We start from the raw sequence: 25396 nt of genomic DNA, 5'->3' as shown, positions 1-25396 counted from the left end.
TCAGGCGTCCGGACGCAGCCGGAAGCGCTGGATCTTGCCGGTTTCAGTTTTCGGCAAGGCGTCTGCAAAGATGATCGAGCGTGGATACTTGTACGGCGCAATCGTCGCTTTAACGTGATCTTTCAATGCCTTGGAAAGGTCGTCTGAGGCTTCGTGCCCAGCAGCAAGAACCACATGGGCCTGCACGATGGAGCCGCGCTCCTCATCCGGCGCACCGATGACGGCACATTCCTGGACAGCAGGGTGCGCAAGCAGTGCCGCCTCCACTTCCGGGCCTGCAATGTTGTAGCCGGCGGAGATGATCATGTCGTCATTGCGGGCGGCAAAGTGCAGATGGCCGTCCTCGCTCATGGAAAAGCTGTCACCGGTGATGTTCCAGCCATCCACCACGTACTGCCCTTGGCGATCATCCGCCAGATAGCGACATCCGGTGGGACCGCGCACTGCAAGACGCCCCACTTCACCGGGAGCGACGTCCTTGCCGTCCTGATCGAGGATCCTGACTTCGTATCCGGAAACGGGTTTTCCGGTGCAGGCAGGCTTGTGGTCGTCGAAGCGGTTGGAAATGAAGATATGCAACATCTCCGTAGCGCCGATCCCGTCCAGCATGGGCTTGCCGGTCTTGGCCATCCAGGCGTCATAAACGGGACCCGGTAGAGTTTCACCGGCGGAGACCGCGGCGCGCAGCGAGGAAAGGTCAGCCCCCTCCTCCATGGCCTGCAGCATCACGCGATAGGCGGTCGGTGCAGTGAAGCAGACGGTCGCCTTATATTTCTCGATGATCTCGATCATGTTCGGCGGCGTCGCGCTTTCCAGTAGCGTGGCTGCTGCGCCGAACCGCAGCGGGAAGATTGCAAGCCCCCCAAGTCCGAAAGTGAAGGCCAAGGGTGGTGAGCCGACGAAGACATCGTCCGGTGTGACACCCAGAACTTCCTTGGCATAGCCGTCGGCAATGATCAGCAAATCCCGGTGGAAGTGCATCGTGGCCTTGGGCGTGCCAGTGGAGCCGGACGTGAAGCCCAGCAGGGCGACGTCATCGCGTCCGGTCGGGACAGCGTCATAGAGCACGGATTTTTCCAGCGCGAGCCGGTCCAGCTCCGCATCATGGTTCGACGTGCCGTCGAAGCCGATCACCTTCTTCAGGAAGGATGATGTCTTGGCACAGGCGACCATCTCGTCCATGAGACGCGTGTCGCACAGTGCGAACTCGATTTCCGCCTTGTCGACGATCTTGGAAAGTTCGCCCGCGCGCAGCATGGGCATCGTGTTGACGACAACGGCACCGGCCTTGGTTGCGGCGAGCCAGCAGGCGACCATTGCCGGGTTGTTGGCGGAACGGATAAGCACCCGGTTGCCCGGCTTCACACCAAGATCTTCGGTGAGTGCATGCGCCAGCCGGTTGGTCCAGTCCGCAAGTTCCTTGTAGGTTCGGCGGCGGCCATTCCCGATCAGAGCGGTGTGATCCCCCAGTCCCTGTTCCACCATCCTGTCAGTAAGCTCAACGCCTGCATTGAGACGTTCGGGATACTGAAACCCATCGAGCAGGAAATCGGGCCAGCTGTCTTCCGGCGGCAGGTTGTCCCGGGTAAAGGTATCGACGTGTGCGGAGGGACCAAGCATGGATCAGTCTCCCTGAAAGGCGCCAAGGGTCTGGCGCGCGATGATGATCTTCTGAACGTCCGACGCACCCTCGTAGATGCGCAAGGCACGGATTTCTCGATAGAGCTTTTCGACCTGCATGCCCGAGCGAACACCATCGCCACCGTGAAGCTGCACGGCCTTGTCGATGACCTTCTGTGCCTGGTCGGTGGCAAAGAGTTTTGCCATGGCCGCTTCCCGCGTCACGCGGGGGGCGCCGCTGTCCTTGGTCCAGGCGGCACGGTAAATCAGCAGGGCTGCGGCATCGACATCCAGCGCCATGTCCGCGATATGCCCCTGCACCAGCTGCAGATCGAACAGCGGCGAACCCTGGATTTCGCGTGTCGTCACCCGTGAAAGCGCTTCATCCAGCGCCCGGCGGGCAAAGCCCAGGGCGGCGGCGGCAACCGTCGAGCGGAAAATGTCCAGGACAGACATCGCAATCCTGAACCCCGCGCCCGGCGTGCCGATCATGTTTTTTTTCGGAATGCGGCAGCCGGTGAAACGCAGTGTGGCAAGCGGATGGGGCGCAATTGTTTCCAGGCGTTCGACAACCTCGAAACCTTCAAGGTCAGGGGTCACGATGAAGGCCGACAAACCCTTTGCGCCGGGTGCTTCGCCGGTTCTTGCAAAAAGCGTGTAGACGTCGGCGATACCACCGTTGGAAATCCAGGTCTTTTCACCGTCGAGCACATAGGCATCACCATCGTCGGTGGCGGTCATGGTCGAATTGGCAACGTCGGAACCGGACTGAGGTTCGGTCAACGCGAAGGCGGAGATTGCCTTGCCGGTGCGCGTCTGCGGAAGCCATTCGGCTTTCTGCTCGTCCGTTCCGAACAGGGAAATTGCACCGGTTCCGAGGCCTTGCATGGCAAAGGCGAAATCCGCCAGGCCGTCATGACGGGCCAGCGTTTCGCGAATGAGGCAGAGGCTGCGCACATCCAGCTTGCCGTCCGGGGCACCGCTGTGCTGCAGGAAGCCTGCATCGCCGAGCGCTGTCACCAGATGACGGCAGGCTGCGTCCGTGTCCGAATGGTCAACATGAGCCAGATGCGATCCTGCCCAGATCTCCAGTTCTTCAGCGAGACGCCAGTGCTTTTCTTCGAAGAACGGCCAGTGGAGGAAAGATTTATCCGACATCAGTCGCCCTCGAACACCGGCTTTTCTTTTTTCACGAAGGCTTCGTAAGCCCGGCGGAAGTCGTTGCCCTGCATACAGATTGCTTGCGCCTGGGCTTCCGCCTCGATGGCCTGATCCAGGCCCATGGACCACTCCTGCGCCAGCATGGTCTTGGTCATGGAGTTGGAGAAGGTCGGTCCGGCAACAATACGGCCGGCCATGTCCATGGCCGTCTGGTCCAGCTCACCCGCCGGCACCACCGCGTTGAAGAACCCCCACGCATGACCTTCCTCGGCCTTCATCGAGCGGCCGAGATAAAGCAGTTCCGCCGCACGGCCCTGCCCGATGATACGTGGCAGGATCGCGCAAGCCCCCATGTCGCAGCCGGCAAGGCCGACCTTGTTGAACAGGAAGGCAACCTTGGCCTCCGGTGTCGCAACGCGCAGATCGGACGCCATGGCCATGATGGCACCAGCACCGGCGCAAATGCCGTCGACCGCGGATATGATCGGCTTGCCGCAGTTGAGCATGGCTTTCACCAGATCACCGGTCATGCGGGTGAAGGCCAGAAGTTCCTTCATGTTCATCTTCGTCAGCGGGCCGATGATATCATGCACGTCGCCACCGGAGCTGAAGTTGCCGCCGTTCGGCAGGATCACCACTGCATGGACATCGTCCGAATAAACGAGATCCCTGAACCAGTCGCGCAGCTCGGCGTAGCTTTCGAACGTCAGCGGGTTCTTGCGTTCAGGGCGGTCGAGCGCGATCCGCGCAATGCCGTTCGCGATCTCACACTTGAAATGCGTCACGTCACTTCGCATTGCCGCTCTCCTCTTGGCTTTGACGTTTCAGGACCAGATCGAGGCGGCTCGAAAGCGCCGCGATATCTTCCGCCGACCAGCCGTCCAGCAGTTCGTCGATCCAGGTTTCGTGATGGGTTGCAAGTTCCTCGAAGGCGGATCTGCCCTTCGGCGTCAGCCGGGCCACCTGGGCTCGCCGGTCACCTGGAACGGCGACACGCAGGGCCAGACCTTCCTCGGTCAGCTTGTCGACAATGCCGGTGACATTGCCGTTCGACACCTTCAGGAACGTGGACAATTCCGACATTTTCAATCCGTCGGGAAAGCGGGCGAGCGCCGACATGACGTCGAACCGCGGCAGCGTCGTGCCATGCTGGTCACGCAGGTTCCGGCGGATCTCGGCTTCAATGCCATTGACGGATTTCAACAGCTTCAGCCACAGGCGCAAACGCGTCTTGGACAGGGCTTCCTGTTTCGCTGCGGTTTCCGCCATCACAGCTCTCCTCCCGAAAGTGTCAGCGCGTGACCGTTGATGGACACCGCGCCATCAGAACACAGATAAAGCGCAGCTTCGGCCACTTCCGACACCTGGATGAAGCGTCCTTGTGGATTGTCCGCTTTCAGGCTGTCAGCCGCGGCTTCCCGGCTCATGCCGGTCTTTTCGACAATCGTGTCGATGGAGCGATGCAGCATCGGTGTCTCGATGAAGCCGGGGCAAATCGCATTGACGGTGATGCCGGTTCTGGCCAGTTCCCGCGCCAGTGAGCGCGTCAGCCCGACGACGGCATGTTTGGCGGCGCTATAAGCACTAACATAGGGATAGCCACGCAGACCGGCGGTGGAGGCAATTGCGATCATCCTGCCCCAGCCGCTCGCCTTCATGTCCGGCAAAACAGCCTGCCAGACATTCGACACACCGAAGAGATTGACCGCCAGCATGGCCTGAAAGTCTTCCGCGGTGGTGCGGGCAAAGGGTTTGCTGCTGGCAGCGCCTGCGTTGGCGACCACGACATCAACCGGACCATTGACCGTCCGCGCGGCAGCAACGGCTGCCTGGACAGCCTGCGCATCGGTTACATCGCATACCTGGTACGGCAGCTTCTGTTCGGCAAGGCTTGCTTCCGTCCTGCCGAGAATGGTGACCTTTGCGCCTTTTTCAGCGAAGAGGTGGGCACAGGCGGCACCGACGCCACTGCCGCCACCGGTAACAAGGACATGGCGGCAAGCGACACTCATACCTTCAACATCTCCGCTTCCCGATCGGCCAGACGCCACATCTGGTCGCGGCCCGCGAGATATGGCAACGGCCAGTCGGTGGCGTTCCGGTCACCGATCTTGGCTGCTTCATGCAGCGTCCAATACGGATCCGCCAGATGCGGACGGCCGACGGCAACAAGATCCGCCCGGCCCGCCATAAGGATCGAGTTGGCGTGGTCTGCCTCGTAGATGTTGCCGACAGCCATGGTCGGCAGCCCGCCCTCGTTGCGGATACGGTCTGAGAACGGCGTCTGGAACATGCGGCCATAGACCGGACGCGCCTTCGGGGTTGTCTGACCTGCGGAGACGTCGACCAGATCGACGCCGGCATCACGGAAGCGGCGCGCTATCTCGACCGCGTCGTCCGGCGTGATGCCTTCCTCGCCCACCCAGTCGCAGGCAGAAATTCGAACAGACATCGGCTTGTGATCAGGCCAGACAGCGCGCACGGCGTTGAAGACCTCCAATGGCCAGCGCATGCGGTTATCCAATGACCCGCCGTATTCGTCGTTCCGTGCGTTGGACACCGGCGAAATGAAAGACGACAGCAGATAGCCGTGAGCCGCATGAAGCTCGATCATGTCGAAGCCGGCGCGCTCAGCCATTTCGGCTGCGGCAACGAACTCCGCCTTGATCGCATCCATCTCGGCAAGTGTGATCTCGCGCGGCACGGCATTGCCGTCGGACCAGGGGATCGCGGACGCGGAAACAAGCTCCCAGTTGCCGTCGTGAAGCGGCTTGTCCATGCCTTCCCAGCCGATCCGCGTGGACCCCTTGCGGCCGGAATGGCCGATCTGGCAACAGATCTTGGCATCTGTTTCGGCATGCACGAAATCGGTCAACCGTTTCCAGGCCGCCTCGTGTTCAGGCGCATAGAGCCCCGGACAGCCTGGCGTGATCCGACCCTCGGCACTGACGCAGGTCATTTCGACAAAGACGAGACCTGCCCCGCCCTTGGCACGCTCGGCGTAATGGACCATGTGCCAGTCGGTCGGCGAACCATCAACGGCCTTGTACTGCGCCATCGGCGAGACGACGATGCGGTTCTTCAACTCCATCTCGCGCAGTTTGAACGGCGTGAACATGGGTGCGCGCACGGGAGAATTCGGGGAAACGCCGGCCTGGTTCATGAACCAGCGCTCGGCAGATTCCAGCCATTTCGGATCCCGCAGACGCAGGTTTTCGTGACTTATGCGCTGGGAACGGGTCAGCATGGAATAGTTGAACTGGACCGGGTCGAGATGGAGATAACGCTCGACGTGTTCGAACCATTCCAGCGAATTGCGCGCTGCGGACTGCAGACGCAGCACCTCCAGGCGCCGGTCTTCCTCGTAGCGCTTGAAAGCAGCGGCCATATCCGCTTCGGTGTGCAGGTATTCCGCGAGCGCAATTGCCGATTCAAAGGCAAGCTTGGTACCGGAACCGATGGAAAAATGCGCCGTTGCGGCAGCATCGCCGAGCAGAACCACATTCTCGTGGCTCCACTTCTCGCACAAGACACGCGGGAAGCGGATCCAGGCAGAGCCCCGGATATGCTTGGCGTTGGTCATCAGCGGATGGCCGCCAAGGTGATCCTTGAAGATTTCCTCGCAGGTCCGGATGCTGTCTTCCTGGCTCATTTCGCCAAAGCCGAAAGCATCAAAGGTTTCCTGCGTGCACTCCACGATGAAGGTCGCCGTTTCATCATCGAACTGGTAGGCGTGCGCCCAGACCCAGCCGTGTTCGGTTTCCTCGAAGATGAAGGTGAAGGCATCGGCAAATTTCTGATGCGTGCCGAGCCAGACGAACTGGCACAGGCGCTGATCGATGTCGGGTTTGAACGTGTCCTGATAGAGCGTGCGGGTCTTGGAATTCAGACCGTCGCTGGCCACCACGAGATCGTAGTCCTTGCGATAATCCTCGGCGCTGTCGACTTCGGTTTCGAACTTCAGGTTGATGCCGAGCTCGCGGGCGCGCTCCTGGAGGAGCAGCAGCAATTTCATGCGACCGATACCGCAGAAACCATGCCCGGTGGAGACGAGACGCTCTCCACGCATGTGAAGGGCAATGTCGTCCCAATAAGCGAAATTCTCGCCGATGGCCTTGGCGCTGACGGCGTCGTTCACCGCAAGGTTCTGAAGGGTCTCATCGGAGAGCACCACGCCCCAACCGAACGTATCGTCGGCGCGGTTGCGCTCGATCACGTCGATCTCGTGGGATGGGTCTCGCAGTTTCATCGAGATGGCGAAATAGAGACCGGCAGGCCCCCCGCCCAGACAAGCAATCCGCATACGAACCTCCCCTGCTGTGGTATGCTCAGCGAACCACAGGGAGATATTTATTTCAAGCCTAAAATTTCAAGCTTGAAATAAATGACGGTATCGATCTGCAAATCGTCTTTTATGTCAGGCTGGATACAGGTCCGGAACCGTTCAATGCGTCTCAGGAATTCGGGATATTGCCAGTCGATTCCCGCACCACAATCTCCCCGGCAATCGCTTCGTCGGCCGCAGCCTCCCCGGCAAAGATCCTTGCAACCGCTGACCCGGCCAGCTGTTCAATGGGCTGACGCAAGGTGGTGAGACGCGGGACCACGAGAGCTGCCAGTGCAATATCATCGAAGCCGGTGACGGAAAGATCCGCCGGAATGGCGATCTTCAGATCGCGAGCGCAGCGCAGGACGCCGATGGCCTGCTGGTCACTTGCGGCGGCAATGGCTGTCGGGCGCGTCTCCTGGGAAGCGTCTTTCAGGATTGACCGGCCGATGTCTTCGCCGCTGTCGTAATCGAAATGACCTTCGTGGACAGTAAGCGTGATCGGATCTTCCGGCGTTGACAGGGCTTTAATCCGGGCAACAAAGCCCTCCCGCCGCTGGCGGGCCACTTCCATGGACTGCGGGCCGGCGATATAGGCGATGCGGCGATGGCCCAGGCCGACGAGGTGATCGGCGATCTTCGCCGAGCCGTCGAAATGGTCAGTTGCGACCAGCGGATAGGGACCGAAACGGCGGTCGAGCGAAACGATCGGCACGTCGGCCTTGTGTGTCTGGCCACCGTCGGAGGTTGCCACCACGATGACCCCGCACACGGCCCTGTCCAGCAATGCCGCGATCTGGGTCTGTTCGGCTTCCGCGTCGTCATGGGAATTTGCGAGCATCACGGAGTGGCCCCGCTTGGCGGCTTCCATTTCGATATTCTTGGCGAGCTGGGAAAAGAAAGGGTTGGTGATATCCGGCACCACGAGGCCGATCACGTCGATGCTGTTGGTGCGCAAAGCCCTGGCAGCCAGGTTGGGCTTGTAGTCCAGCTCCTTCATAGCCGCGAGCACGCGCTCCTTCAGGGGCTGCTTGACCGACTCGTTTTTGGACAGAACGCGGGAGACAGTACCAACGGACACACCCGCTTTGCGTGCGACGTCTTTGATTGTTGGCATGTTTTGCGTTTCTCCCCGCGCCCCAGGCGATGCCCCCCTTGAACCATTCCTCGGTGATCTGATCAAGCAAATGAATGCATTCAGGCAATGCGTTGGGCGGGGAAAGCCTCCATCTCGTCCAGACGTGGCAACGATGTTGCCGCTCCCTTGCGGGTTGTTGCCAGGGCCGCCGCCTGCATGGCGAACGAAATTGCATCCTCAATCGACTTGCCCGAGGCTATTCTTGCTGCAAAAGCACCGTTGAAACAGTCACCGGCGGCAACCGTATCGATGCTGCGAACCCTGGGCGCAGGCAAGGCGCCGGTACTGCCGTCGATTGACCAGGCAACTCCGTCTGCCCCCATGGTGACGACGGCCCCGCGCAAGCCCAAGCTGCGCAACGCACCTGCCGCCTCGCGCGCATCGGCCAGTGTTTGCGGTTCTGTTCCCAACAGGCCGCCCGCCTCACCCGCATTTGGCGTCAGGATATCAAAGCTGGACAGAACTTCAGCGGGCCAGGCAGGGTTCGGCGCGGGTGCCGGATCCATGATGACCAGCGCACCCGCCTCACGGGCAATCCGCGCGGCGGCCAGCGATGTTTCCAGACCGATCTCGTTCTGCAGAAGCAGGACGCGGCTCTTGTGGAGGATATCTGCATATTTCGAGACATTTTCCGGCGACAGCCTGCCATTTGCACCAGCGGAGAGACGGATAATGTTCTGCCCGTCAGGGCCGACATCAATGAAGGCAAGACCGGTTGCGGTGTTGGTCATTTCCTCCAGAAGGATCGCAACCCCTTCTGGCCTGAGGGCTGCGGCGGCTTCCGCGCCAAAGCCATCTTTGCCGACGGCACCGATGAAGTTGACACTGGCTCCCAGACGGGCGGCAGCGACAGCCTGGTTGGCCCCCTTCCCACCCAGCGAGGTGACGGTTTCGCGAACGGAAATCGTCTCGCCAATTTTCGGCCAGCGGTCGAGATAGCTGGTGAGATCGATATTGATGCTGCCGACAACGGTAACGGACGTCAAAACGCAACTCCGCTGATGAGAATGATGTTGGCGTAGGGGGTCACCTCGCCGGTGCGGATCACGGCCCTGGCCGTTTGCGTCCGGTGCTTGAAAGCCTCGTGCGTAAGCCTTGAAACGGTAATCGCCTTACCCGTCTCCTCCGCCCAGGAAGCCACTTCATGCTGCATCAACGAGGTCAGTTCCGCAGATGCCTCCTCTGCCCAGACGGCACCTTCAATGACGAGTTCGGACTTCAGTGCGGTCAGCAGTTCGCGAAAGCTCGGCACCCCTGCAGTGACGGCAAGGTCGATCACCTTCACACCGGCCGGGACAGGCAGACCGGCATCGGCAACAACGATTTCGTCCAGGTGCCCGAGAGAAGCAACAAGCAAACTCAGGTGGCGGTTCAAAAGGGCTGTGCGTTTCATTTGGATGCGTACTTTGCACGGTAGTAGTCGAGGATGACGGCAACGATGATGACGACACCGGTGATCATCTGGCGCATGAAATCGCTGAGGCCGATCAGGATGAGCCCGTTGGCGAGGACACCGATGATGAAAGCCCCCAGCAGCGTCCCGATGACCGATCCGCGCCCGCCGCTGAGGCTGGTGCCGCCGATGATGACGGCAGCAATGGCATTGAGTTCAAAGCCGATGCCGGCAATCGGGCTGGAGATGTTGAGGCGTGCCATATAGACGACCGCGGCAATTCCGGCGGTCAGACCGCAGATGGTGAAGGCCGCGATCTTGTAGCGAGCCACCGAATGACCGGCCAGCCGGACAGCTTCCTCGTTGTTGCCGATACCGTAGATCAGACGGCCGAAGACCGTGAAGTTCAGCACGAACCAGGCAATGAACACCAGTAAAAGTGCCACCAGGAACACTACCGGCACACCGTAGACCATGGCGGACCCGAATTCCTCGAACGCGAAGGGGAAGGAATAGATGGTCTGTGCCTCGGAAACCTGCAGCGCTGCGCCGCGGGCAATGTTCAGCATACCGAGCGTGATGATGAAGGACGGCAGCGACCAGTAGGCACTGATGGCACCGTTGAGAAAGCCGCAGAAGACGCCGGTCAGGGTGGCTGCGACCACGGCTAGCGCAATCGCCTCAGCCGGGCCAAAGCCGGGCAAGGTGATCGCCTTGCCGGCAACAACGGCTGCAAAGGCCATCACCGAGCCGACAGACAGATCAATGCCGCCGATCAGGATCACGAAAGTCATGCCGACGGCCAGCACAAGGTTGATGGTGATCTGGGTCAGGATGTTGGTGATGTTGTTGGGCGTCAGAAAGTGCTCGGTGAAGAGCGAGAAAAAGACGATCAGCGCCAGCAGAGCCAGGCCGATGCCTGCGTTGTGCAACACCGTCCGGATGGAGAACTTCGGTGCGGCGGCGGCCGTTTCACTCAAGGTTTCGGTTGTCATTTGTCGTTTTCCCCGGCGCTCGGCGTTTGCCCGTAGGCCAGTTTCAGAATGTTTTCTTCAGAGAAATCCGGTCGTTTCACTTCGCCCTGGATCTCATGTTCGGCAAGCACCAGAATGCGATCGGCCAGTGTCATCAGCTCCGGCATTTCCGAAGAGACGACAAGCAAGGCAACCCCTTCTCGGGCCAGGTCTTTCAGAATGGCGTAGATTTCCGCCTTGGCGCCGACGTCCACACCGCGTGTCGGCTCGTCGAGCAGCAACACCTTCGGATTGCGCGCCAGCCATTTGGCCAGAACAACCTTCTGCTGATTGCCGCCGGAAAGGCTCGAGGCAGGATCCGAGGCCCGTCCGTATTTGAGGGTCAACCGGGCGGCGCTTGCGATGGCCTGGCGCGTTTCCTCGGCCAGCTTCAAAAGCCCCTTGCGCGAGACCAAGCCCATGTTGGCCAGCGATATGTTGGCAGCAATGGGCATGTCCAGAATGAGGCCTTCGTCCTTGCGATCTTCGGTGACGAAACCGATGCCCGCAGCAATGGCATCACGCGGCCCCTTGAAGCGCACTTCCACGCTATCACGGTAGATCTTGCCGGACTTGAGCGGATCGATCCCGAAGATGCCGCGCAGGATTTCGGTACGCCCTGCCCCGACAAGTCCGGATATCCCGACAATCTCGCCGTAAAGCAGATCAAGTGAAACCCCGTTTGTCCCGGGATTTGCAACAGTCAGAAGGTCTTCCAGCCTCAGTGCGCTTGCGCCAAGCGCATGGCCATCGGGCTGTTCATCCTGTTCGGCGGCAAGCTTGCGCCCCACCATCCGCTGCACAACACCTTCCGGAGTGGTCTCGCTGATCAGATCGGTCGCAATGGTCTTGCCGTTTCGAAACACGGTGACACGGTCACAGATGGCAAACACCTCATCGAGGTGGTGCGAGACGAATACCACAGTGACCCCGTCCGCCTTGATACCGGCAACGATGTCAAACAGGCGTCTGGTCTCGCGTTCCGTCAGGGTTGCGGTCGGCTCGTCCAGGATCAGGATCCGGCTTTTCGACTGCAACGCCCGGGCAATTTCGACCAGCTGGCGATGCGCAATTCCGAGAGAGCGGACTGGAGCGGTGACGTCCACATCCGTCAGTCCGATTGCATCCAGTGCGTTGCGCGCGCGCCGGTTCATTTCCTTGCGGTCCAACAGACCGAGGCTGTTCTTCGGCAGATGTTCTATGGAGATATTTTCGGCGATGGTGAGATGTTCAAGCAGGTTGAATTCCTGATGAACCACCTGAACGCCATGATCCTTGGCGTCATGCGGGCTCATGGGGCGGTAAGGTTCGCCTGCCAGGGCGATCTGACCCGCGTCGTAGGGAAACACGCCTGAAAGGATCTTGATAAGGGTGGATTTGCCGGCGCCGTTTTCTCCGACGAGCGCATGAACCTCGCCTTCATCCAGGGAGAAACTGACCCCGTCCAGTGCCTTGACGCCACCGAAATGCTTTTTCAGACCCTCGACCGTCAGGAAAGCACGGTCCGGTGCAGCGGCGGGCGCTGCGGCAAGCGATGCTGCTGCCATGGTGCGTCCAGTCGTTTTTTGATGGATAAACAGCTCCCGCCCTGAAGCTGACCGGGCGGGAGCGTTCTTGAGACTGCTTACTTCGCAGTCACCAATTCGATCGGCGTCTTGACCCAGCCCTGAAGCTGCTCACCGGTCGAAACGACATCGAGCGCCATATCGATGGCATTTGCCGCCATGTCGGTGCCGAACTGGTCGACGGTAGCCAGCATCCGGCCGTCTTCGATCATCGGGCCGACTGCAGGAATATTGTCGAAACCGATGACTTCAATGTCGGTGCGGCCGGCGCTTTCCAGTGCCTTTACAACGCCAATCGCCATGGAGTCGTTGGCCGCCATCACGCCCTGAACGTCGGGATGCGCTGTCAGCATTGTGGCGAAGACCTGGTTGGCTTCTTCGGTTTCCCAATGCGCTGTCCGGCTGTCGAGCAGGTCCAGCTTGTACTCGGCAACAGAGTCTTCAAAGCCCAGGCGGCGCTGCGTGGCATTGTCCGCACCCGGGTTGCCCTCGATGATGACAACCTTTGCGCCCTCACCCAGCTTCTTGCCCAGTGCATCACCGGCAAGCTTGGCACCGCCCCGGTTGTCCGGGCCGACGAACGCGAGTTCTACGCCCTGTTGCTTCTTGGCTTCCTCGTCAAGCGCCACATCGAAGTTGACCACGACGATACCGGCTTCCATCGCCTTTTTCAGCGGACGGACCATGGCGCGGCTGTCGGCGGGAGCGACAACGATGGCGTCAACGCCCTGCGTGATGAAGTTTTCGACCGCATTGATCTGGGATTCAAAGTCGGTCTCGTTCTGCATGCCGACGGCCTTGAGCTCATAGTCGCCACGGCGCTTCTGGTGCTCCTCGGCACCAACCATCATGTTCTGAAAGAACTCGTTGGCCAGTGATTTCATGATCAGGCCCACCACCGGCTTGTCGTCGGCAAGAGCGGTTCCACCAAGCAAAGCGAGGCCGGTCGCTGCCGCGGCAGCGATTTTCAATAACTTCATGATTTTCCTCCCAAAAAGGCTGCACCTCTCACGCCATTCCAAGGGCGCTATCAGGCTGCACAATTGAAAGCACGGCCGAATTACAACGTCAATATGAAACGTTTCATTTTTTTGAATGCATTCATTTCATGCGTAGAAATAGCGAGTGATTTCAGGATCTTTCACCTGAATTTAAACGTGAAAAAATTTACTCGGGAACGTTATGGCGCAGCAAAAAGGGGGCCGAATCCAGCCCCCTGACTTCCTGCCTGACTGCAATGACACAACCTGTTGCAGATGCACAAACCGGATAACAGAGCGCGCAGTCTTACAGGTTTCGAGGCGTCAGCGACCGGAACGCGAAGGCGTGATGCGCAATGCAGGGCCTACTCGCCATCCACTTGGCACCCGCGGCCCTGGTTTGACAGCCTCTACTCCTCGCGGCCCTCGTTTTCCCGATCGCGCTCGTAGTGTCTGGAAATCGGAAATTCCGGCAGCCAGGCTTCGCGGCGGATGGTCCAGAGTTCGTATGTCGGGGTCATTTGGTCGGGTGCGTCCAGCGCTCCCAGATGCACCTCGGTTTCATCACCCGTTTGCGAAAAAACGGACGACCCGCACCGAGGACAGAAAAACCGCCCCCGATACGCGCCCGTTTCTCCTTCGTGGCTTACGGCATCCTGCGGAAAGACAGCAGAGGCGTGGAACAGCGCCCCGTGATGCTTGCGACAGTCAAGACAATGGCAAAGGCCGACCCGATACGGTTCGCCTTCTGCCACGAACCGGACATTCCCGCACAGGCAGCCACCGGTGTATCGCTTCATGATCTCGTCTTCCTTCGGCCGTCTGGATGTCGCGCAAATCTGTTCGGACCTGTCGATACATGATCCGGCCGAGGCTGATCAATCCTCAGATGCAGCGTCCGCCGTCAACTTCCATCGCAACTCCGGTAATCATGCCCGCCTCATCCGAGCACAGGAAACAGGCTGCGTTGCCCATGTCTTCCGGTGTCGAAAAACGGCCGATGGGAATGGTGGAGAGGAACTTGGCACGCATTTCCGGCGTGTCTTCACCCATGAAGCTTTTCAGAAGCGGCGTTTCGCCGGCCACCGGGCAAATTGCGTTGACCCGTACGCCCGACGGGGCGAGTTCGACCGCCATCGTCTTTGTCGCGGTGATCATCCACCCTTTTGAGGCGTTATACCAGTTGAGCCTGGGACGCGGGCTGAGGCCTGCGGTGGACGCCACATTCAGGATCGCCCCCTTGCCGGCTTCCGTCATGGCCGGGACGAAGTGCTTCGCGGTCAGATAGACCGACTTGCAATTGACCGCGAGGACCCGGTCGAACTCTTCTTCCGTGACGTCCTGCATCAGTTTGGGCAGATGCGTGATACCGGCATTGTTGACCAGGATATCGACCCCGCCGAGCAGCGAGGAGGCAACATCGGCCAAGTGGCTGACGCTGTCATTGCTGGAGACATCCGTCTTGATGGCCAGTCCGCCAACTTCCGCGGCAATTTCCTCTGCAAGGTCCAGGTTCAGGTCGGCGACCATAACCTTTGCGCCTTCTGCTGCGAACTTGCGCACGATGCCGGCACCAAAGCCCGAGGCCCCACCCGTGACAATCGCCTTCTTTCCTTCAAGTCTCATGCAAACCTCCCGATCTTGGTTCCTTGCTCTCCAGCGTCATCCCGGCTGAGCGAAGCGCGAGCCGGGATCGGGGAGCTACATTCAATTGTTCTTTGTACGCGCATCGAATTGAGCGACCGGGCGTTCACCCGTGAAACGCCGCAACGGTCTTCAGCGTGGTGAAGCCGTAAAGCGCCTCGAATCCCTTTTCCCGGCCGTGACCGGACTTGCCCATACCGCCGAACGGCAACTCGACACCGCCACCGGCACCGTAGTTGTTGATGAAAACCTGGCCGGTCCGGATCTTTTTGGCGAGCCGCATCTGGCGGGCACCGTCGCGGGTCCACAGGCTCGCGACAAGGCCATAGTCCGTGCCATTGGCAATCGAGATTGCTTCTTCCTCGTCGTCAAAGGGAATGATCACCTGCACCGGGCCGAAAATCTCGTCCCGTGCCAACACGTGGCCGGGTGAAACGCCGGCAAAAAGGGTCGGGCAGACGTAGTTCCCGCCTTCCGGTGCGTCCTGCAACACACCTTCCGCCACCTTTTGCAGGTCCGCTCCCCGATCCAGAAAACCGGAGACGATGTCTTTCTGCTTGGCCGAGATCAGCGGTCCGACGTCGAGATCGTTCAGTGCAGGCCCGACCGTCAGCGACCCATAGCGAGCCGCCATGCGCTCGGTCACCTGATCGAGAACGGACCTGTGCACCAGAATGCGTGAGGAAGCGGAGCAGGTCTGCCCGGCGTTCTGGATGCCTGCGTTCACCAGGAATGGCAGGGCAGCATCCAGATCGGCATCCTCGAACACAAGCTGAGGCGACTTGCCGCCGAGCTCCAGCGTTACCGGCACGACATTCCGGGCTGCCGCCGTCTGCACCTGAACACCGGTTGCAACCGAACCGGTGAAAGAGATGTGGTGGACACGCGGATGTGCGGTCAAGGCCGCACCGGCTTCCGACCCGAGACCCGGAACCACGTTCAGCGCACCGGCAGGCAAACCGGCCTGGCGGGCGAGATCGGCAAAGGCGAGCGCCGTCAGGCAGGCGTCTTCCGCCGGTTTCAGCACACAGGCATTGCCTGTTGCCAACGCCGCGCCAACTGACCGGCCGATGATCTGCATCGGGTAGTTCCAAGGCACGATATGCCCGGTAACGCCATGCGGTTCGCGCAATGTGTAGACCGTGTACCCATCGAGATAGGGAATTGTCTCGCCATGGAGCTTGTCTGCAGCCCCACCATAAAATTCCAGATAGCGGGCAAGAGCGACAGCGTCTGCGCGTGCCTGTTTCAACGGCTTGCCGACGTCGATGGATTCGATCCGCGCCAGATGGTCGACCTTTTCCAGCACCAGCTCGCGCAGGCGAAACAGGAACCGGCCGCGCTCGGCGGCGTTGGTCCGCCCCCATTCGCCTGCCATGGCGGCTTCGGCCGCATCGACCGCTGCATCGATATCAGTCGCTCCGCCACGGGCAATCGCACCTATGCGTGCCCCGGTCGAAGGATCGTTGAGCGGCAGTTCTCCGCCTCCTGCCGGCTCCACCCATTTTCCGCCGATCAGGCATTTGGCCGGATCGAACCAAAGGTCCAGTTCCTGGGTCATGGGTTCCTCCCCTAAAGGATGCCGGCCGGAAGGACCGGTGCGGCAGCAACAAGTTGTTGGGTATATGGATGGTTCGGCCGGTCGAAGACCGTGTCCGTCGGGCCTTGCTCGACAATCTTGCCGGATTTCATCACCAGCACCCGATCCGTTATCGAACGGACCACGCTGAGATCGTGGCTGATGAAGAGGTAGGTCAGGCCAAACCTGTCGGCCAGGTCCGCCAGTAGGTCGAGCACCTGGGCGCGAACGGACACATCGAGCGCTGAAACTGCTTCGTCGAGAATGATCAGGTCCGGCTTGATGATGAGCGCACGTGCGATTGCGATGCGCTGACGCTGCCCACCGGAAAACTCGTGAATGTATTTGTGGGCATCCGACGCGCTCAGACCGACGCTTTCAAGAGCTTCGGCAATTGCCGCGTCTCGCTCGGCCCCTTTGGGCGGGTCAGAGAGCAGATGGAAAGGCTCCGTGATCAGCCTGTCCACCCGCCAGCGCGGATTAAAGCTTCCATAGGGGTCCTGAAAGACCACCTGCATGCGCCGGCGCACGATCTGGTTGGCGTGGTGATGGGTAAAGACAGGCAGACCGTCGAACAGAATTTCGCCGCCCTGCACTTCTTCCAGACCCAGGATAGCCCGCGTCAGTGTGGACTTGCCGCAACCCGATTCACCCACAAGACCGAGGCTCTCGCCCTTGCGGATCTCGAAGCTGACGCCATCAACAGCACGAAACTGCGTGGTCTTGCCCCACCATCCGTGTGTATGTCCGGTATAATCGCGCACGACATCACGCACCTGCAGCAGGGGCTGCTCCAGCGTTTCGTTGCCGCGTTCGGGCACATGGGCGGAGGCTTCCAGCAACGCGCGCGAATAGGGATGCTGCAGATTGCCGAAGAGCGTCTTGGCCGGACCGCTTTCGACCACCTCGCCCTGCCGCATGATCACCAGATCGTCGGCAAGGTCGGCCACGACCGCGAGGTCGTGGCTGATCAGCATCAGACCCATGCCGTCCTCGGCGACGAGACGCTTCAGAAGTTCCAGGATCTGTGCCTGGGTCGTGACATCCAGTGCAGTGGTCGGTTCGTCGGCAATCAGAAGCTTGGGCTTGAGAGCAATGGCCATGGCGATGACCACTCTCTGGCGCTGACCGCCGGAGAGTTCGTGCGGATACCGGCTTAACGGAAACCGTTCCTGCGGTAGTTCCGCGCGTTGCAGGGCATCCGCTGCGCGAACCATTGCTTCGGCTTTCGAAACGCGCTCGTGGATCAGGATTGTCTCGGCAACCTGGTCGCCGATGGTCTTCAGCGGATTGAGCGCAGTCATCGGCTCCTGGAAGACCATGCCGACGTCCCGCCCGCGCAGGCCACACATTTCGGCTTCGCTGAGCGACAGGATATCCTTGCCCGACAGATTGATCGAACCAGTACAGGAAGCGCCGCCCGGTAACAGCTGCAGAACGGAAAAGGCCGTGATCGACTTGCCTGATCCACTCTCACCGATCACCCCGAGAGTACGGCCCGGCGCCACTTCCATTGAGACATTCCGGAGGATCTGAAGACCGTGAATGGAAAGCGACAGGTTCCTTATGGTCAGAAGGCTCATGTCCGGGCCCTCCTGAGTTTCGGATCGAGACTGTCCCGCAGGCCATCGCCAAGCAGGTTCAGTCCAAGCACCGTCAGAAGGATGGCAAGGCCCGGAAACAGCGCCAGATGAGGCGCGAGCGATATCATCGTCTGGCTGTCTGCCAGCATCCGCCCCCAACTGGCAGTCGGCGGCTGTGCTCCGAGACCGACATAGCTGAGCCCCGCTTCGGCGAGAATGCCCAGAGAGAACTGGATCGTGCCCTGAACGATCAGGAGATTGGCGACGTTGGGCAGGATGTGTTCCAGCGAAATACGCGCCGAGCCTTTGCCCGCGACCCGCGCCGCCAGAATGTATTCCCGGTTCCAGAGCGACAGCGCGGCGCCGCGCGTCAGGCGGGCGAAGACCGGGATATTGAAGATGCCGATGGCGATGATGGCGTTGAGCGCCGACGCCCCGAAGACGGCAGTGATCATGACCGCGATCAGAAGGCTTGGAAACGCAAACACAAGGTCATTGGCGCGCATGATGATCTCGTCCATCAGGCCGCCTTTCCTGGCAGCTGCAGCAAGACCGAGCGGCACACCAACAGCCATGCCGATGCCGACAGCCACCAGGGCAACGGCAATGGACGTTCGTGCACCGACCATGATCATGCTGAGAATGTCCCGCCCGAACTGATCGGTACCGAAGGGGTGCAGCCAGCTTGGCGGCTTCATTCGGTTGGCGATATCCAGCACCGTCGTGTCATACGGAACCCAGACGAGGCTGATAAGCGCGGCGGCCGTGAACAGAAGCGTCAGAATGGCGCCTGGCAGCAGTGTGCGGCTGTGGAACAGGATGCTCATCAACGCCGCCTCCGCAGTCTCGGATCGACCCAGGCATATGCCATGTCGACAGTGAAGTTGACGACGATGACCGCAAAGACCAGCAGCATCACGACGCTTTCAACCACGATCAGGTCGCGCGCGCTGATAGACTGAAAGACCAGCCTGCCGAGGCCCGGCAGGAAGAAGACGTTTTCAATGATGATTGCGCCCGCCAGCAGGAAGGAGAATTGCAGCCCGAGGATCGTCAGCACCGGAATAAGGGCATTGCGCACCGCATGACGCCAGAGTGCCTGTCCCTTGCTGAGGCCCTTGGCACGGGCAGTGCGGATGAAGTCCTCTCCCAGCGTGTCCAGCAGGCTGGAGCGCATCACCCGTGTCAGGATGCTCGCCTGCGGAAGGGCCAGGGCGATGGCCGGCAGCGTCAGCGCCTTCATGGCGGCAAAGAAGCCTGCGTCCCACCCGGGAAACCCGCCGGCGGAAAACCAGCGCAGATTGATGGCAAAAACCAGCACCATCAGCATCGCGAACCAGAAATTGGGGATGGCGATGCCGAGCTGTGTCACGCCCATGACAGCGCCATCGGCGTGGGAGCCCCGGCGCGAGGCAGCCCAGATGCCGGCCGGAAAGGCGATCAAGGTGCTCAGCACCAGAGCATAGACCGCCAGCGGCAGAGATACCCAAAGCCTGTCGGCGATCATGCCTGCAACGGGTGTGCGATATGTGTAGGACGTGCCGAAATCGCCGACCAGAAGACCACCTGCCCAGGCTGCATAGCGCTCTAGGATGCTGCCGCCAAGGCCCAGTTCTTCGCGCAGGGCTGCAAGCGTGTCTTCCTGGGCGTTGAGGCCAAGCATGTAGGACGCCGGATCACCCGGCACCACTTCCAGCGCCAGGAAGATTATCACCGACGCGGCCACGAGGCTGAGCCCCAGGGACAGAAGGCGTTTCAGGAAATATTGCAGCATGAACGCGTCGCGTGCCTATCGGCAGTCAGATACCGGCAAAAGGAAAGGAGTGAAGGTGGATGCCCGCACACCGGGCGCGAGCATCCGCTTTGCGGTATGGGTCAGTCTTCCCAGTAGACCGCCGTCAGATCCGTTGCCTGGGTCGGCTGGTTTTCCCAGAGCCCCTTGATCTTGGCGTCGGCGATGGTCGGGAATGCGAGCTGGAACAGGTAGGTGTTGACGTAGTCCCTGGAGATCGTCTCCTGAGCCTGTTTCAGAAGGTCGGAGCGTTTTGCCGGATCGTTCTCCGCCGTCAGATCGGCAATGAGCTTCTGGAAGTCCGCATTGTCATACTGGAAATAGTAATCCGGCCGGGCATAGATGCCGATATCCATCGGCTCGGTATGGCTGACGATTGTCAGGCCGAAATCCTTGCCCTTGAAGACCTGCTCCAGCCACTGCGCCCATTCCAGGTTGGTGATTTCCGTTTCGATACCGACGGCACGGAGCTGAGCGGCGATGATCTCCCCGCCCCGGCGGGCATAGGATGGCGGCGGCAGCTTGAGTGTGGTGGTGAAACCATCCGCATAGCCGGCCTCGGCCAGCAGCTTCTTGGCGAGGTCCGGATCGTACTGGCTGCTCCCCGTCAGATCGACGTAATCAGGGTTATGCGGCGCGAAATGCGTTCCGATCGGCGTGCCGTAGCCGAACATTGCGCCATCGATGATCGCCTGCCGGTCAACCGCGTGGGCAATCGCTTCGCGCACCTTGATGTTGTCGAGCGGCGGCAACTTGTTGTTGGCTGCAAGAATGGTCTCGCCTTCGGTAGAGCCTACCAGCACCTGGAAGCGGGCGTCGGCCTCGAACTGCGGCAGGTTTTCCGGCGCCGGAAAACCGACGAAGGCGTTGACGTCTTCCGCCATCACGGCCGCAAAGGCAGCCGTCGGATCGGAAATGAACTTGAAGGTGACCTTGTCGAGCTTGGCCGGCTCACCCCAGTAGTCTGCGTTCTTTTCCAGATCGATCCGGTCGCCCTGCACCCAGTCGGTGAACTTGAACGCGCCCGTTCCAACCGGCTTGCTCTTGATATCGCCAATGGATTCCGGAGCGACAATAACCGCATCGCCCCAGGCCATGTTGAACAGGAAACTGCCGTTCGGCTCCTTGAGCGTTACCTTCACGGTCAGCGGATCCACGACTTCCACGCTCTCGATACCGGCAAACAGCGCTTTCTGGGCGTTCTGACTGTCGTCTGCGCGGGCACGATCGAGACTGAACTTGACGTCGTCTGCCGTAAGATCCGATCCATCGTGAAATTTCACGCCGTCGTGCAGCTTGAAGGTATAGGTCTTGCCGTCCTCGGAAATCTCCCAGCTTTCGGCCAGCCCGGGATTGACCGAACCATCCGGACCGAAGCGGGTCAGGCCTTCGAAGACGTTGGAGTAAAGGACAGAATCAATCGCGCCTGCAGCGGCACCAGTCGGGTCCAGATGTGGCGGTTCCAGTTGCATGGCAACCACGATATCGCTCTTTGCATGGGCCATTCCCATGCTCGCTGCCAGTGCCAAAGCACTGACCAGACCCAATCCAAACTTACGCAAACGCATGACTTCCCCCTTTATTGAGGCTGCTTTCGCAAGGCCTTGCCAACAGCTCGATCAGCGAACGGCCCATGACCTTCGCAGAATCGAGCATGTCATCCACTCCCACATATTCGTCCGGTTTATGTGCCAGATCCAGAATGCCCGGGCCATAGGCGATACAATTTTTCAGTTTGCCGATACGATCGATATGCTTCTGGTCGTAGGTACCCGGGCTGACGACATATTCAGCTTCACGGCCCATGGTTTCGGCAATGGCCTTCGCGACGGTCCGCACGACGGGCGCATCCTTTTCGGTCATGGTGGGCAACACCCTGTGCAGTTCCCTCAAGTCGTAGCGGAACTTGTCGCGCCGTCCTTCAACCGTCTTCAGAACTTCCAGGACTTCCGCCTGCACGTCGTCGATATTCTCTTCCAGCAGGAACCGGCGGTCGATCACCATCCGGCAACTGTCCGGCACGCAGGGGCTCGGAAGACCGGTAAAGTCCGCATCGCCTTCCGATTGACCACCGTGGATGGAATTGATGTTGAGTGTCGACTGTTTCGCGCCTTCCGGCACCACCGGCATTTCGGTGCGCTTTTGCGCGAGCGCCGGAAACAGGCTCTGCTCCATCTCGTCGATCACCGCTCCCATGTGCCGGACAGCACAATCGCCGAGGAACGGCATCGAGCCATGAGCGATCTCTCCGAATGTCTCCAGCTCGGCCCACCACACTCCTCGGTGACCGAGGCAGATCCGGTCCTTGTTCAGAGGCTCGGGAATGATGACATGCTGAACCCGGTCCGGACTGAAGTAGCCCTTGCCTGCAAGATAGGCGACGCCGCCGTAGCCACCCGATTCCTCGTCGGCCGTTCCGCTGATCTCGATAGCTCCGGCAAAGTCCGGACAGACTGCAAGGAAAGCCTCGGCCGCAACGATGCTGGCGGCAAGGCCGCCCTTCATGTCGCAGGCGCCTCGGCCGTAAATCTTGCCGTCGACCAGTTCCCCGCCGAACGGATCCTTTGTCCAGCCGTGGCCGACGTCGACAACGTCGATATGACTGTTGAAATGCACGCATTCGCCTGGCCGGTCGCCATCCCGGCGCGCGACGATGTTCCAGCGCGGATACTTGTCGCTGTCGCCGGGCGTTCCATGCGCCCGGATCAGTTCGATGTCGAAGCCGGACCTGGACAGACGCTTCTGCAGATAATCGCAGATATCGCGGTAGTTCTCGCCGGGCGGGTTGAGCGTGGGAATGCGCAGAAGGTCCTGGGTCAACGCGATCAGATCCTCGCGCCTTCCGTCGATCTCCCGGATCAGGTCGTCTGCTAGCGCCATCCCGTCTCAGCCTCCCCTTGGTAAAAGCAACGAGAACTATGCTACCGTCAAACTACGGTGCCAATACCGTAGGAACACGGTGGAACATGACAGACCTCGACCAACTGGCCTTCGAAAACGCGCCCATGGGTTTGGCGCTGACCGAAAACCGGATCATTCGTGCCTGCAATCAGACATTCCTTGAGATGTTCGGGTTCAAGAAGTCTCAGCTGATCGGGCAGAGTTTCCGGTTGCTCTACGGCACGGATCAGGAATTTCACCAGATCCGCGACATTGGCCTGGAGCCCTTGCGACGTTCCCTGCCCTACACGGACGAGCGGTTGATGCGCCGGTCCGATGGAACGCCAATCTGGTGCCGGTTTCGGGCGCGAACCCTGACGCCGGAAACACCGCTGGCACGGATCGTCCTGAGTTTCGCCCTGATCGACAATGCTGCCGCCGGGCCGAAGCTGACACCGCGCGAACGCGATGTCCTGCTGCTTCTTTCCCAGGGACAGACCAGCAAGGAAATGGGCCGCGTCCTGAGCCTGTCTCCAAGAACCGTTGAGGATGTGCGCGCGCGGCTGTTGAAGAAGTTTCAGGTCAAAAGCGTTGCCGTGCTGCTGTCCCGGCTTTCCGGACAATAGACGGCACGCTTCTGTTCGCTTGTTACTCGCCTGGTTTCAAACCATTGGGCTTGAAGGCCCCGCCGAAGGGCGACGGATTGGCTTTCACCGGCGCTTCAACCGGCGCCGTGGACGCAGGTGCCTGGTTCTGCTGTTGTGCTTCCATCTTCCGACGCTGTTCCTCCAGAAGTTCCTGCTGACGAGCGCGCTTGTCGTCGAGGATCTGCTGTTTGCATACGCCAGCATCGTGCTGCGAACCCTGATAGGTGGCAAAGCCTGCAACACCCAGTAGGATAACGAAGATCGTCAGCGGGTGGACGAGCGTCCGCAGAACCGGGTTGCCGTAAATGCGGGAACGCGCAGCAGTGCCGGTCCGCATCACTTCCTTCCGCCGCATGTGGGCTTCGTGGACCACTGCCCCGATCAGCGTAATGCCGATGATGATGACCGCGAGCGCCGACAAGGAAGGGTCTGTCCCATGACGGACCTTGGAAGCCAGTGCCGTGGTGAACGTATTGCCGGAGAGGATCGTGAAGACGGTGGTGTTGTAGTTCTCGAAGGATGCCAGGAAGGTCAGGAACGCGGCAGAGCCGATGGCCGGCCACAGGAACGGCAACAGGATCTTGCGGAAGGCCTGTCCCGGCGTCGCGCCGAGATCGAGCGCGGCTTCCGTCAGGATCGGATCGAAGCGTTGCAGTCTTGCGAGAAACACCAGCATTGCATAGGCGGAAATGAAGGTGACCTGACCGGCAAGCGTCAGAAACATGCCGTTGTAGAAGATCGAACCGTAGTCCGCCCCGACGGACCTGCCGAAAGCCCCCCAGAAGACAATGGTCGAGATGCCGAGAACGACGCCCGGAATAAGGATAGGCGTGATCAGCACCGTGTAGAGCGCCGCACGCAGGCGCGGTCCGAGCTCCGATAGCGCAAGCGCTCCCGCCAGCCCGATCGGCACGGCAATGACCACCACACTGATGGCGATCACCAAGCTGTTGGCCAGCCCGCTCATAAGACGGTCATTGGCGAAGAGGACACCAAACCAATCCGTCGTGAAGCATTCCCATGGCGTGATCCGCGGGAAAGAGGACGAATTGAACGCCGTGATCACCATGATGATCAGCGGCCCGAACAGGAAGGTGAAGAAAAGCAGGGAGAAGCCTGCCGCTACCACGCCGCCGCCTGTGCCCCGGTTCATCGGCCGATCTCCCCGATGGAGACCTTGAAGATCCGCATCAGCATCATGACGAAGGAGATGCAGACAATCAGCAGGATCACCGCATAGGCCGAACCGCGTTGCCAGTTGGCGCTCTCGTTGAACCACTGGTAGATGAGCTGGGTGAACCAGAGATTGGAAGGACCGCCGAGGATCTGGGGTGCTGCAAGCGCACCTGCCGTCAGCATGAACACCATGGTTGCCCCGGAGGCGATGCCCGGCTTGGCAACCGGTAGCACCACCCGCCAATGCACCCGCCACCAGCTTGCGCCCATGTCCCGTGCCGCTTCGATCTGGTTGCGGTCAAGCGCCTCGACGGCATTGAAGATCGGGAACACCATCAGAAGGATGTAGGCGTAGGTCAGCCCGGAATAGAGCGCGACGTCAGCCCGGATGAAATCGACAGGCTGATCCCACAGACCCACCGACATGCCGATGCCGTTGATGAGGCCCGTGGAGCCGAACAGGACACGGAAGGCGAAGGCACGCAGGATCTCGTTGACCCAGAAAGGCACGATCAGGCCGATGACCATCATCCGCGCCGCCACGCCAGTGGCCGAATGAGCGAGGATGAAGGCGATCGGGTAGCACAGAAGAATGTCGATACAGGTGACGAACACTGCGGCGATCAGGGTCTTGAACAGGATACCGATATCGAGCGTGTTGACCGTGCCGTCATTGCCTTGGAAAAAATAAGAGTAGTTTTCAAGAGTATAGACATCTTGCGGTCCACCGACTTCAGCTGCCGGCAGGTTGAACCGGAAGGAATAGTCAAGCATTGCCACCTGCGGCAGCGTGATCAGGCAGATGACCCAGAAGAGGACCGCCACGGCGACGAACGATGCAGCGCCAAGACCATGCTTGCCGGAAATTTCCCTGAATACGTTTTGAAGCGCTTTCATC

The 25396-nt window shown here is 60.3% G+C and carries 24 protein-coding genes; 2 read left to right on the top strand and 22 right to left on the bottom strand.

What is annotated here, in order from left to right; genetic code table 11:
* From ACVDG9_RS08430 to ACVDG9_RS08370, 13 genes are all read right to left on the bottom strand, one after another.
* Nucleotides 1–1620, bottom strand: coding sequence for an AMP-binding protein (locus tag ACVDG9_RS08430; RefSeq protein ID WP_209168905.1), 1620 nt, complete (start codon nucleotides 1618–1620; stop codon nucleotides 1–3).
* A 3-nt stretch (nucleotides 1621–1623) separates the two neighbouring features.
* Complete coding sequence (locus ACVDG9_RS08425) at nucleotides 1624–2778, bottom strand: acyl-CoA dehydrogenase family protein (RefSeq protein WP_152511336.1); 1155 nt, start codon at nucleotides 2776–2778, stop codon at nucleotides 1624–1626.
* A complete protein-coding gene (locus ACVDG9_RS08420) occupies nucleotides 2778–3578 on the bottom strand; it encodes an enoyl-CoA hydratase family protein (protein ID WP_075284482.1) in 801 nt (266 codons plus the stop codon). Before ACVDG9_RS08420 ends, ACVDG9_RS08425 begins: the two co-directional genes overlap by 1 nt.
* The gene (locus ACVDG9_RS08415) at nucleotides 3568–4050 is read right to left on the bottom strand and encodes a MarR family winged helix-turn-helix transcriptional regulator (protein ID WP_447237732.1); all 483 of its coding nucleotides are present in this window, start codon (nucleotides 4048–4050) and stop codon (nucleotides 3568–3570) included. Before ACVDG9_RS08415 ends, ACVDG9_RS08420 begins: the two co-directional genes overlap by 11 nt.
* Nucleotides 4050–4793, bottom strand: a complete 744-nt coding sequence (locus tag ACVDG9_RS08410; protein ID WP_447237731.1) for an SDR family NAD(P)-dependent oxidoreductase — start codon at nucleotides 4791–4793, stop codon at nucleotides 4050–4052. Before ACVDG9_RS08410 ends, ACVDG9_RS08415 begins: the two co-directional genes overlap by 1 nt.
* Nucleotides 4790–7084 carry a bifunctional salicylyl-CoA 5-hydroxylase/oxidoreductase gene (locus ACVDG9_RS08405; RefSeq protein ID WP_447237730.1) on the bottom strand — a complete coding sequence of 765 codons (2295 nt, stop codon included), beginning with the start codon at nucleotides 7082–7084 and terminating at the stop codon, nucleotides 4790–4792. Before ACVDG9_RS08405 ends, ACVDG9_RS08410 begins: the two co-directional genes overlap by 4 nt.
* Before the next feature lie 151 nt (nucleotides 7085–7235).
* A complete protein-coding gene (locus ACVDG9_RS08400) occupies nucleotides 7236–8225 on the bottom strand; it encodes a LacI family DNA-binding transcriptional regulator (RefSeq protein WP_075284489.1) in 990 nt (329 codons plus the stop codon).
* Nucleotides 8226–8305: 80 nt separating this feature from the next.
* On the bottom strand, nucleotides 8306–9232 hold the full coding sequence (gene rbsK, locus ACVDG9_RS08395) for a ribokinase (RefSeq protein WP_447237729.1): 927 nt from the start codon (nucleotides 9230–9232) through the stop codon (nucleotides 8306–8308).
* On the bottom strand, nucleotides 9229–9639 hold the full coding sequence (rbsD, locus tag ACVDG9_RS08390) for a D-ribose pyranase (protein ID WP_296601372.1): 411 nt from the start codon (nucleotides 9637–9639) through the stop codon (nucleotides 9229–9231). Before rbsD ends, rbsK begins: the two co-directional genes overlap by 4 nt.
* Nucleotides 9636–10634 (bottom strand): ABC transporter permease, encoded by a 999-nt coding sequence (locus ACVDG9_RS08385; protein WP_055659123.1) that lies wholly within the window; start codon nucleotides 10632–10634, stop codon nucleotides 9636–9638. Before ACVDG9_RS08385 ends, rbsD begins: the two co-directional genes overlap by 4 nt.
* Nucleotides 10631–12199, bottom strand: coding sequence for a sugar ABC transporter ATP-binding protein (locus ACVDG9_RS08380; protein WP_447237728.1), 1569 nt, complete (start codon nucleotides 12197–12199; stop codon nucleotides 10631–10633). Before ACVDG9_RS08380 ends, ACVDG9_RS08385 begins: the two co-directional genes overlap by 4 nt.
* A 77-nt stretch (nucleotides 12200–12276) precedes the next feature.
* Nucleotides 12277–13197, bottom strand: coding sequence for a sugar ABC transporter substrate-binding protein (locus tag ACVDG9_RS08375; protein ID WP_022997667.1), 921 nt, complete (start codon nucleotides 13195–13197; stop codon nucleotides 12277–12279).
* 410 nt (nucleotides 13198–13607) lie between these two features.
* The gene (locus ACVDG9_RS08370) at nucleotides 13608–13952 is read right to left on the bottom strand and encodes a GFA family protein (protein ID WP_228866678.1); all 345 of its coding nucleotides are present in this window, start codon (nucleotides 13950–13952) and stop codon (nucleotides 13608–13610) included.
* Here ACVDG9_RS08370 and ACVDG9_RS08365 point away from each other — a divergent pair.
* Nucleotides 13890–14060, top strand: coding sequence for a hypothetical protein (locus tag ACVDG9_RS08365; protein ID WP_447238318.1), 171 nt, complete (start codon nucleotides 13890–13892; stop codon nucleotides 14058–14060). The genes ACVDG9_RS08370 and ACVDG9_RS08365 overlap by 63 nt on opposite strands.
* Before the next feature lie 22 nt (nucleotides 14061–14082).
* On the opposite strand, the gene ACVDG9_RS08360 is transcribed toward ACVDG9_RS08365, so the two are convergent.
* From ACVDG9_RS08360 to ACVDG9_RS08330, 7 genes are all read right to left on the bottom strand, one after another.
* Entirely contained in the window at nucleotides 14083–14823 is a 741-nt protein-coding gene (locus ACVDG9_RS08360; RefSeq protein WP_022997670.1) for an SDR family oxidoreductase, read from the bottom strand.
* 124 nt (nucleotides 14824–14947) lie between these two features.
* The gene (locus ACVDG9_RS08355) at nucleotides 14948–16402 is read right to left on the bottom strand and encodes an aldehyde dehydrogenase family protein (protein ID WP_447237727.1); all 1455 of its coding nucleotides are present in this window, start codon (nucleotides 16400–16402) and stop codon (nucleotides 14948–14950) included.
* Nucleotides 16403–16413: 11 nt separating this feature from the next.
* Entirely contained in the window at nucleotides 16414–18003 is a 1590-nt protein-coding gene (locus tag ACVDG9_RS08350) for an ABC transporter ATP-binding protein (protein WP_447237726.1), read from the bottom strand.
* Nucleotides 18000–18830 (bottom strand): ABC transporter permease, encoded by an 831-nt coding sequence (locus ACVDG9_RS08345; RefSeq protein WP_296601384.1) that lies wholly within the window; start codon nucleotides 18828–18830, stop codon nucleotides 18000–18002. The genes ACVDG9_RS08350 and ACVDG9_RS08345 overlap by 4 nt, the downstream gene beginning before the upstream one ends.
* Entirely contained in the window at nucleotides 18830–19777 is a 948-nt protein-coding gene (locus tag ACVDG9_RS08340; protein WP_022997674.1) for an ABC transporter permease, read from the bottom strand. Before ACVDG9_RS08340 ends, ACVDG9_RS08345 begins: the two co-directional genes overlap by 1 nt.
* Before the next feature lie 101 nt (nucleotides 19778–19878).
* Entirely contained in the window at nucleotides 19879–21363 is a 1485-nt protein-coding gene (locus tag ACVDG9_RS08335; protein WP_077290326.1) for an ABC transporter substrate-binding protein, read from the bottom strand.
* A complete protein-coding gene (locus ACVDG9_RS08330; RefSeq protein WP_022997676.1) occupies nucleotides 21350–22675 on the bottom strand; it encodes an acetylornithine deacetylase/succinyl-diaminopimelate desuccinylase family protein in 1326 nt (441 codons plus the stop codon). Before ACVDG9_RS08330 ends, ACVDG9_RS08335 begins: the two co-directional genes overlap by 14 nt.
* 86 nt (nucleotides 22676–22761) lie before the next feature.
* Between ACVDG9_RS08330 and ACVDG9_RS08325 the strand changes: the two genes are divergently transcribed.
* Nucleotides 22762–23301 carry a PAS and helix-turn-helix domain-containing protein gene (locus ACVDG9_RS08325; RefSeq protein ID WP_055659566.1) on the top strand — a complete coding sequence of 180 codons (540 nt, stop codon included), beginning with the start codon at nucleotides 22762–22764 and terminating at the stop codon, nucleotides 23299–23301.
* A gap of 22 nt (nucleotides 23302–23323) precedes the next feature.
* Here ACVDG9_RS08325 and ACVDG9_RS08320 read toward each other — a convergent pair whose 3' ends face one another.
* Nucleotides 23324–24475, bottom strand: a complete 1152-nt coding sequence (locus ACVDG9_RS08320; RefSeq protein WP_022997678.1) for an ABC transporter permease — start codon at nucleotides 24473–24475, stop codon at nucleotides 23324–23326.
* Entirely contained in the window at nucleotides 24472–25395 is a 924-nt protein-coding gene (locus tag ACVDG9_RS08315; RefSeq protein ID WP_022997679.1) for an ABC transporter permease, read from the bottom strand. The genes ACVDG9_RS08320 and ACVDG9_RS08315 overlap by 4 nt, the downstream gene beginning before the upstream one ends.
* Nucleotide 25396 lies beyond the last annotated feature (1 nt).

The sequence above is a fragment of the Roseibium sp. RP-7 genome, assembly GCF_053005225.1.
The sequence above is the reverse complement of the archived record's forward strand: the minus strand, read 5'-3'. Positions and strand labels throughout refer to the sequence as shown.

Coding starts and splice junctions, on each gene's coding strand:
- ACVDG9_RS08405 (WP_447237730.1), bottom strand. CDS start 7,084: ATGCGGATTGCTTGTCTGGGCGGGGGGCCTGCCGGTCTCTATTTCGCC.
- ACVDG9_RS08375 (WP_022997667.1), bottom strand. CDS start 13,197: ATGAAGTTATTGAAAATCGCTGCCGCGGCAGCGACCGGCCTCGCTTTG.
- ACVDG9_RS08380 (WP_447237728.1), bottom strand. CDS start 12,199: ATGGCAGCAGCATCGCTTGCCGCAGCGCCCGCCGCTGCACCGGACCGT.
- ACVDG9_RS08400 (WP_075284489.1), bottom strand. CDS start 8,225: ATGCCAACAATCAAAGACGTCGCACGCAAAGCGGGTGTGTCCGTTGGT.
- ACVDG9_RS08360 (WP_022997670.1), bottom strand. CDS start 14,823: ATGAGACTTGAAGGAAAGAAGGCGATTGTCACGGGTGGGGCCTCGGGC.
- ACVDG9_RS08340 (WP_022997674.1), bottom strand. CDS start 19,777: ATGCTGCAATATTTCCTGAAACGCCTTCTGTCCCTGGGGCTCAGCCTC.
- rbsD (WP_296601372.1), bottom strand. CDS start 9,639: ATGAAACGCACAGCCCTTTTGAACCGCCACCTGAGTTTGCTTGTTGCT.
- ACVDG9_RS08425 (WP_152511336.1), bottom strand. CDS start 2,778: ATGTCGGATAAATCTTTCCTCCACTGGCCGTTCTTCGAAGAAAAGCAC.
- ACVDG9_RS08420 (WP_075284482.1), bottom strand. CDS start 3,578: ATGCGAAGTGACGTGACGCATTTCAAGTGTGAGATCGCGAACGGCATT.
- ACVDG9_RS08325 (WP_055659566.1), top strand. CDS start 22,762: ATGACAGACCTCGACCAACTGGCCTTCGAAAACGCGCCCATGGGTTTG.
- ACVDG9_RS08335 (WP_077290326.1), bottom strand. CDS start 21,363: ATGCGTTTGCGTAAGTTTGGATTGGGTCTGGTCAGTGCTTTGGCACTG.
- ACVDG9_RS08320 (WP_022997678.1), bottom strand. CDS start 24,475: ATGAACCGGGGCACAGGCGGCGGCGTGGTAGCGGCAGGCTTCTCCCTG.
- ACVDG9_RS08330 (WP_022997676.1), bottom strand. CDS start 22,675: ATGGCGCTAGCAGACGACCTGATCCGGGAGATCGACGGAAGGCGCGAG.
- ACVDG9_RS08315 (WP_022997679.1), bottom strand. CDS start 25,395: ATGAAAGCGCTTCAAAACGTATTCAGGGAAATTTCCGGCAAGCATGGT.
- ACVDG9_RS08350 (WP_447237726.1), bottom strand. CDS start 18,003: ATGAGCCTTCTGACCATAAGGAACCTGTCGCTTTCCATTCACGGTCTT.
- ACVDG9_RS08355 (WP_447237727.1), bottom strand. CDS start 16,402: ATGACCCAGGAACTGGACCTTTGGTTCGATCCGGCCAAATGCCTGATC.
- ACVDG9_RS08415 (WP_447237732.1), bottom strand. CDS start 4,050: ATGGCGGAAACCGCAGCGAAACAGGAAGCCCTGTCCAAGACGCGTTTG.
- ACVDG9_RS08430 (WP_209168905.1), bottom strand. CDS start 1,620: ATGCTTGGTCCCTCCGCACACGTCGATACCTTTACCCGGGACAACCTG.
- ACVDG9_RS08410 (WP_447237731.1), bottom strand. CDS start 4,793: ATGAGTGTCGCTTGCCGCCATGTCCTTGTTACCGGTGGCGGCAGTGGC.
- ACVDG9_RS08345 (WP_296601384.1), bottom strand. CDS start 18,830: ATGAGCATCCTGTTCCACAGCCGCACACTGCTGCCAGGCGCCATTCTG.
- ACVDG9_RS08385 (WP_055659123.1), bottom strand. CDS start 10,634: ATGACAACCGAAACCTTGAGTGAAACGGCCGCCGCCGCACCGAAGTTC.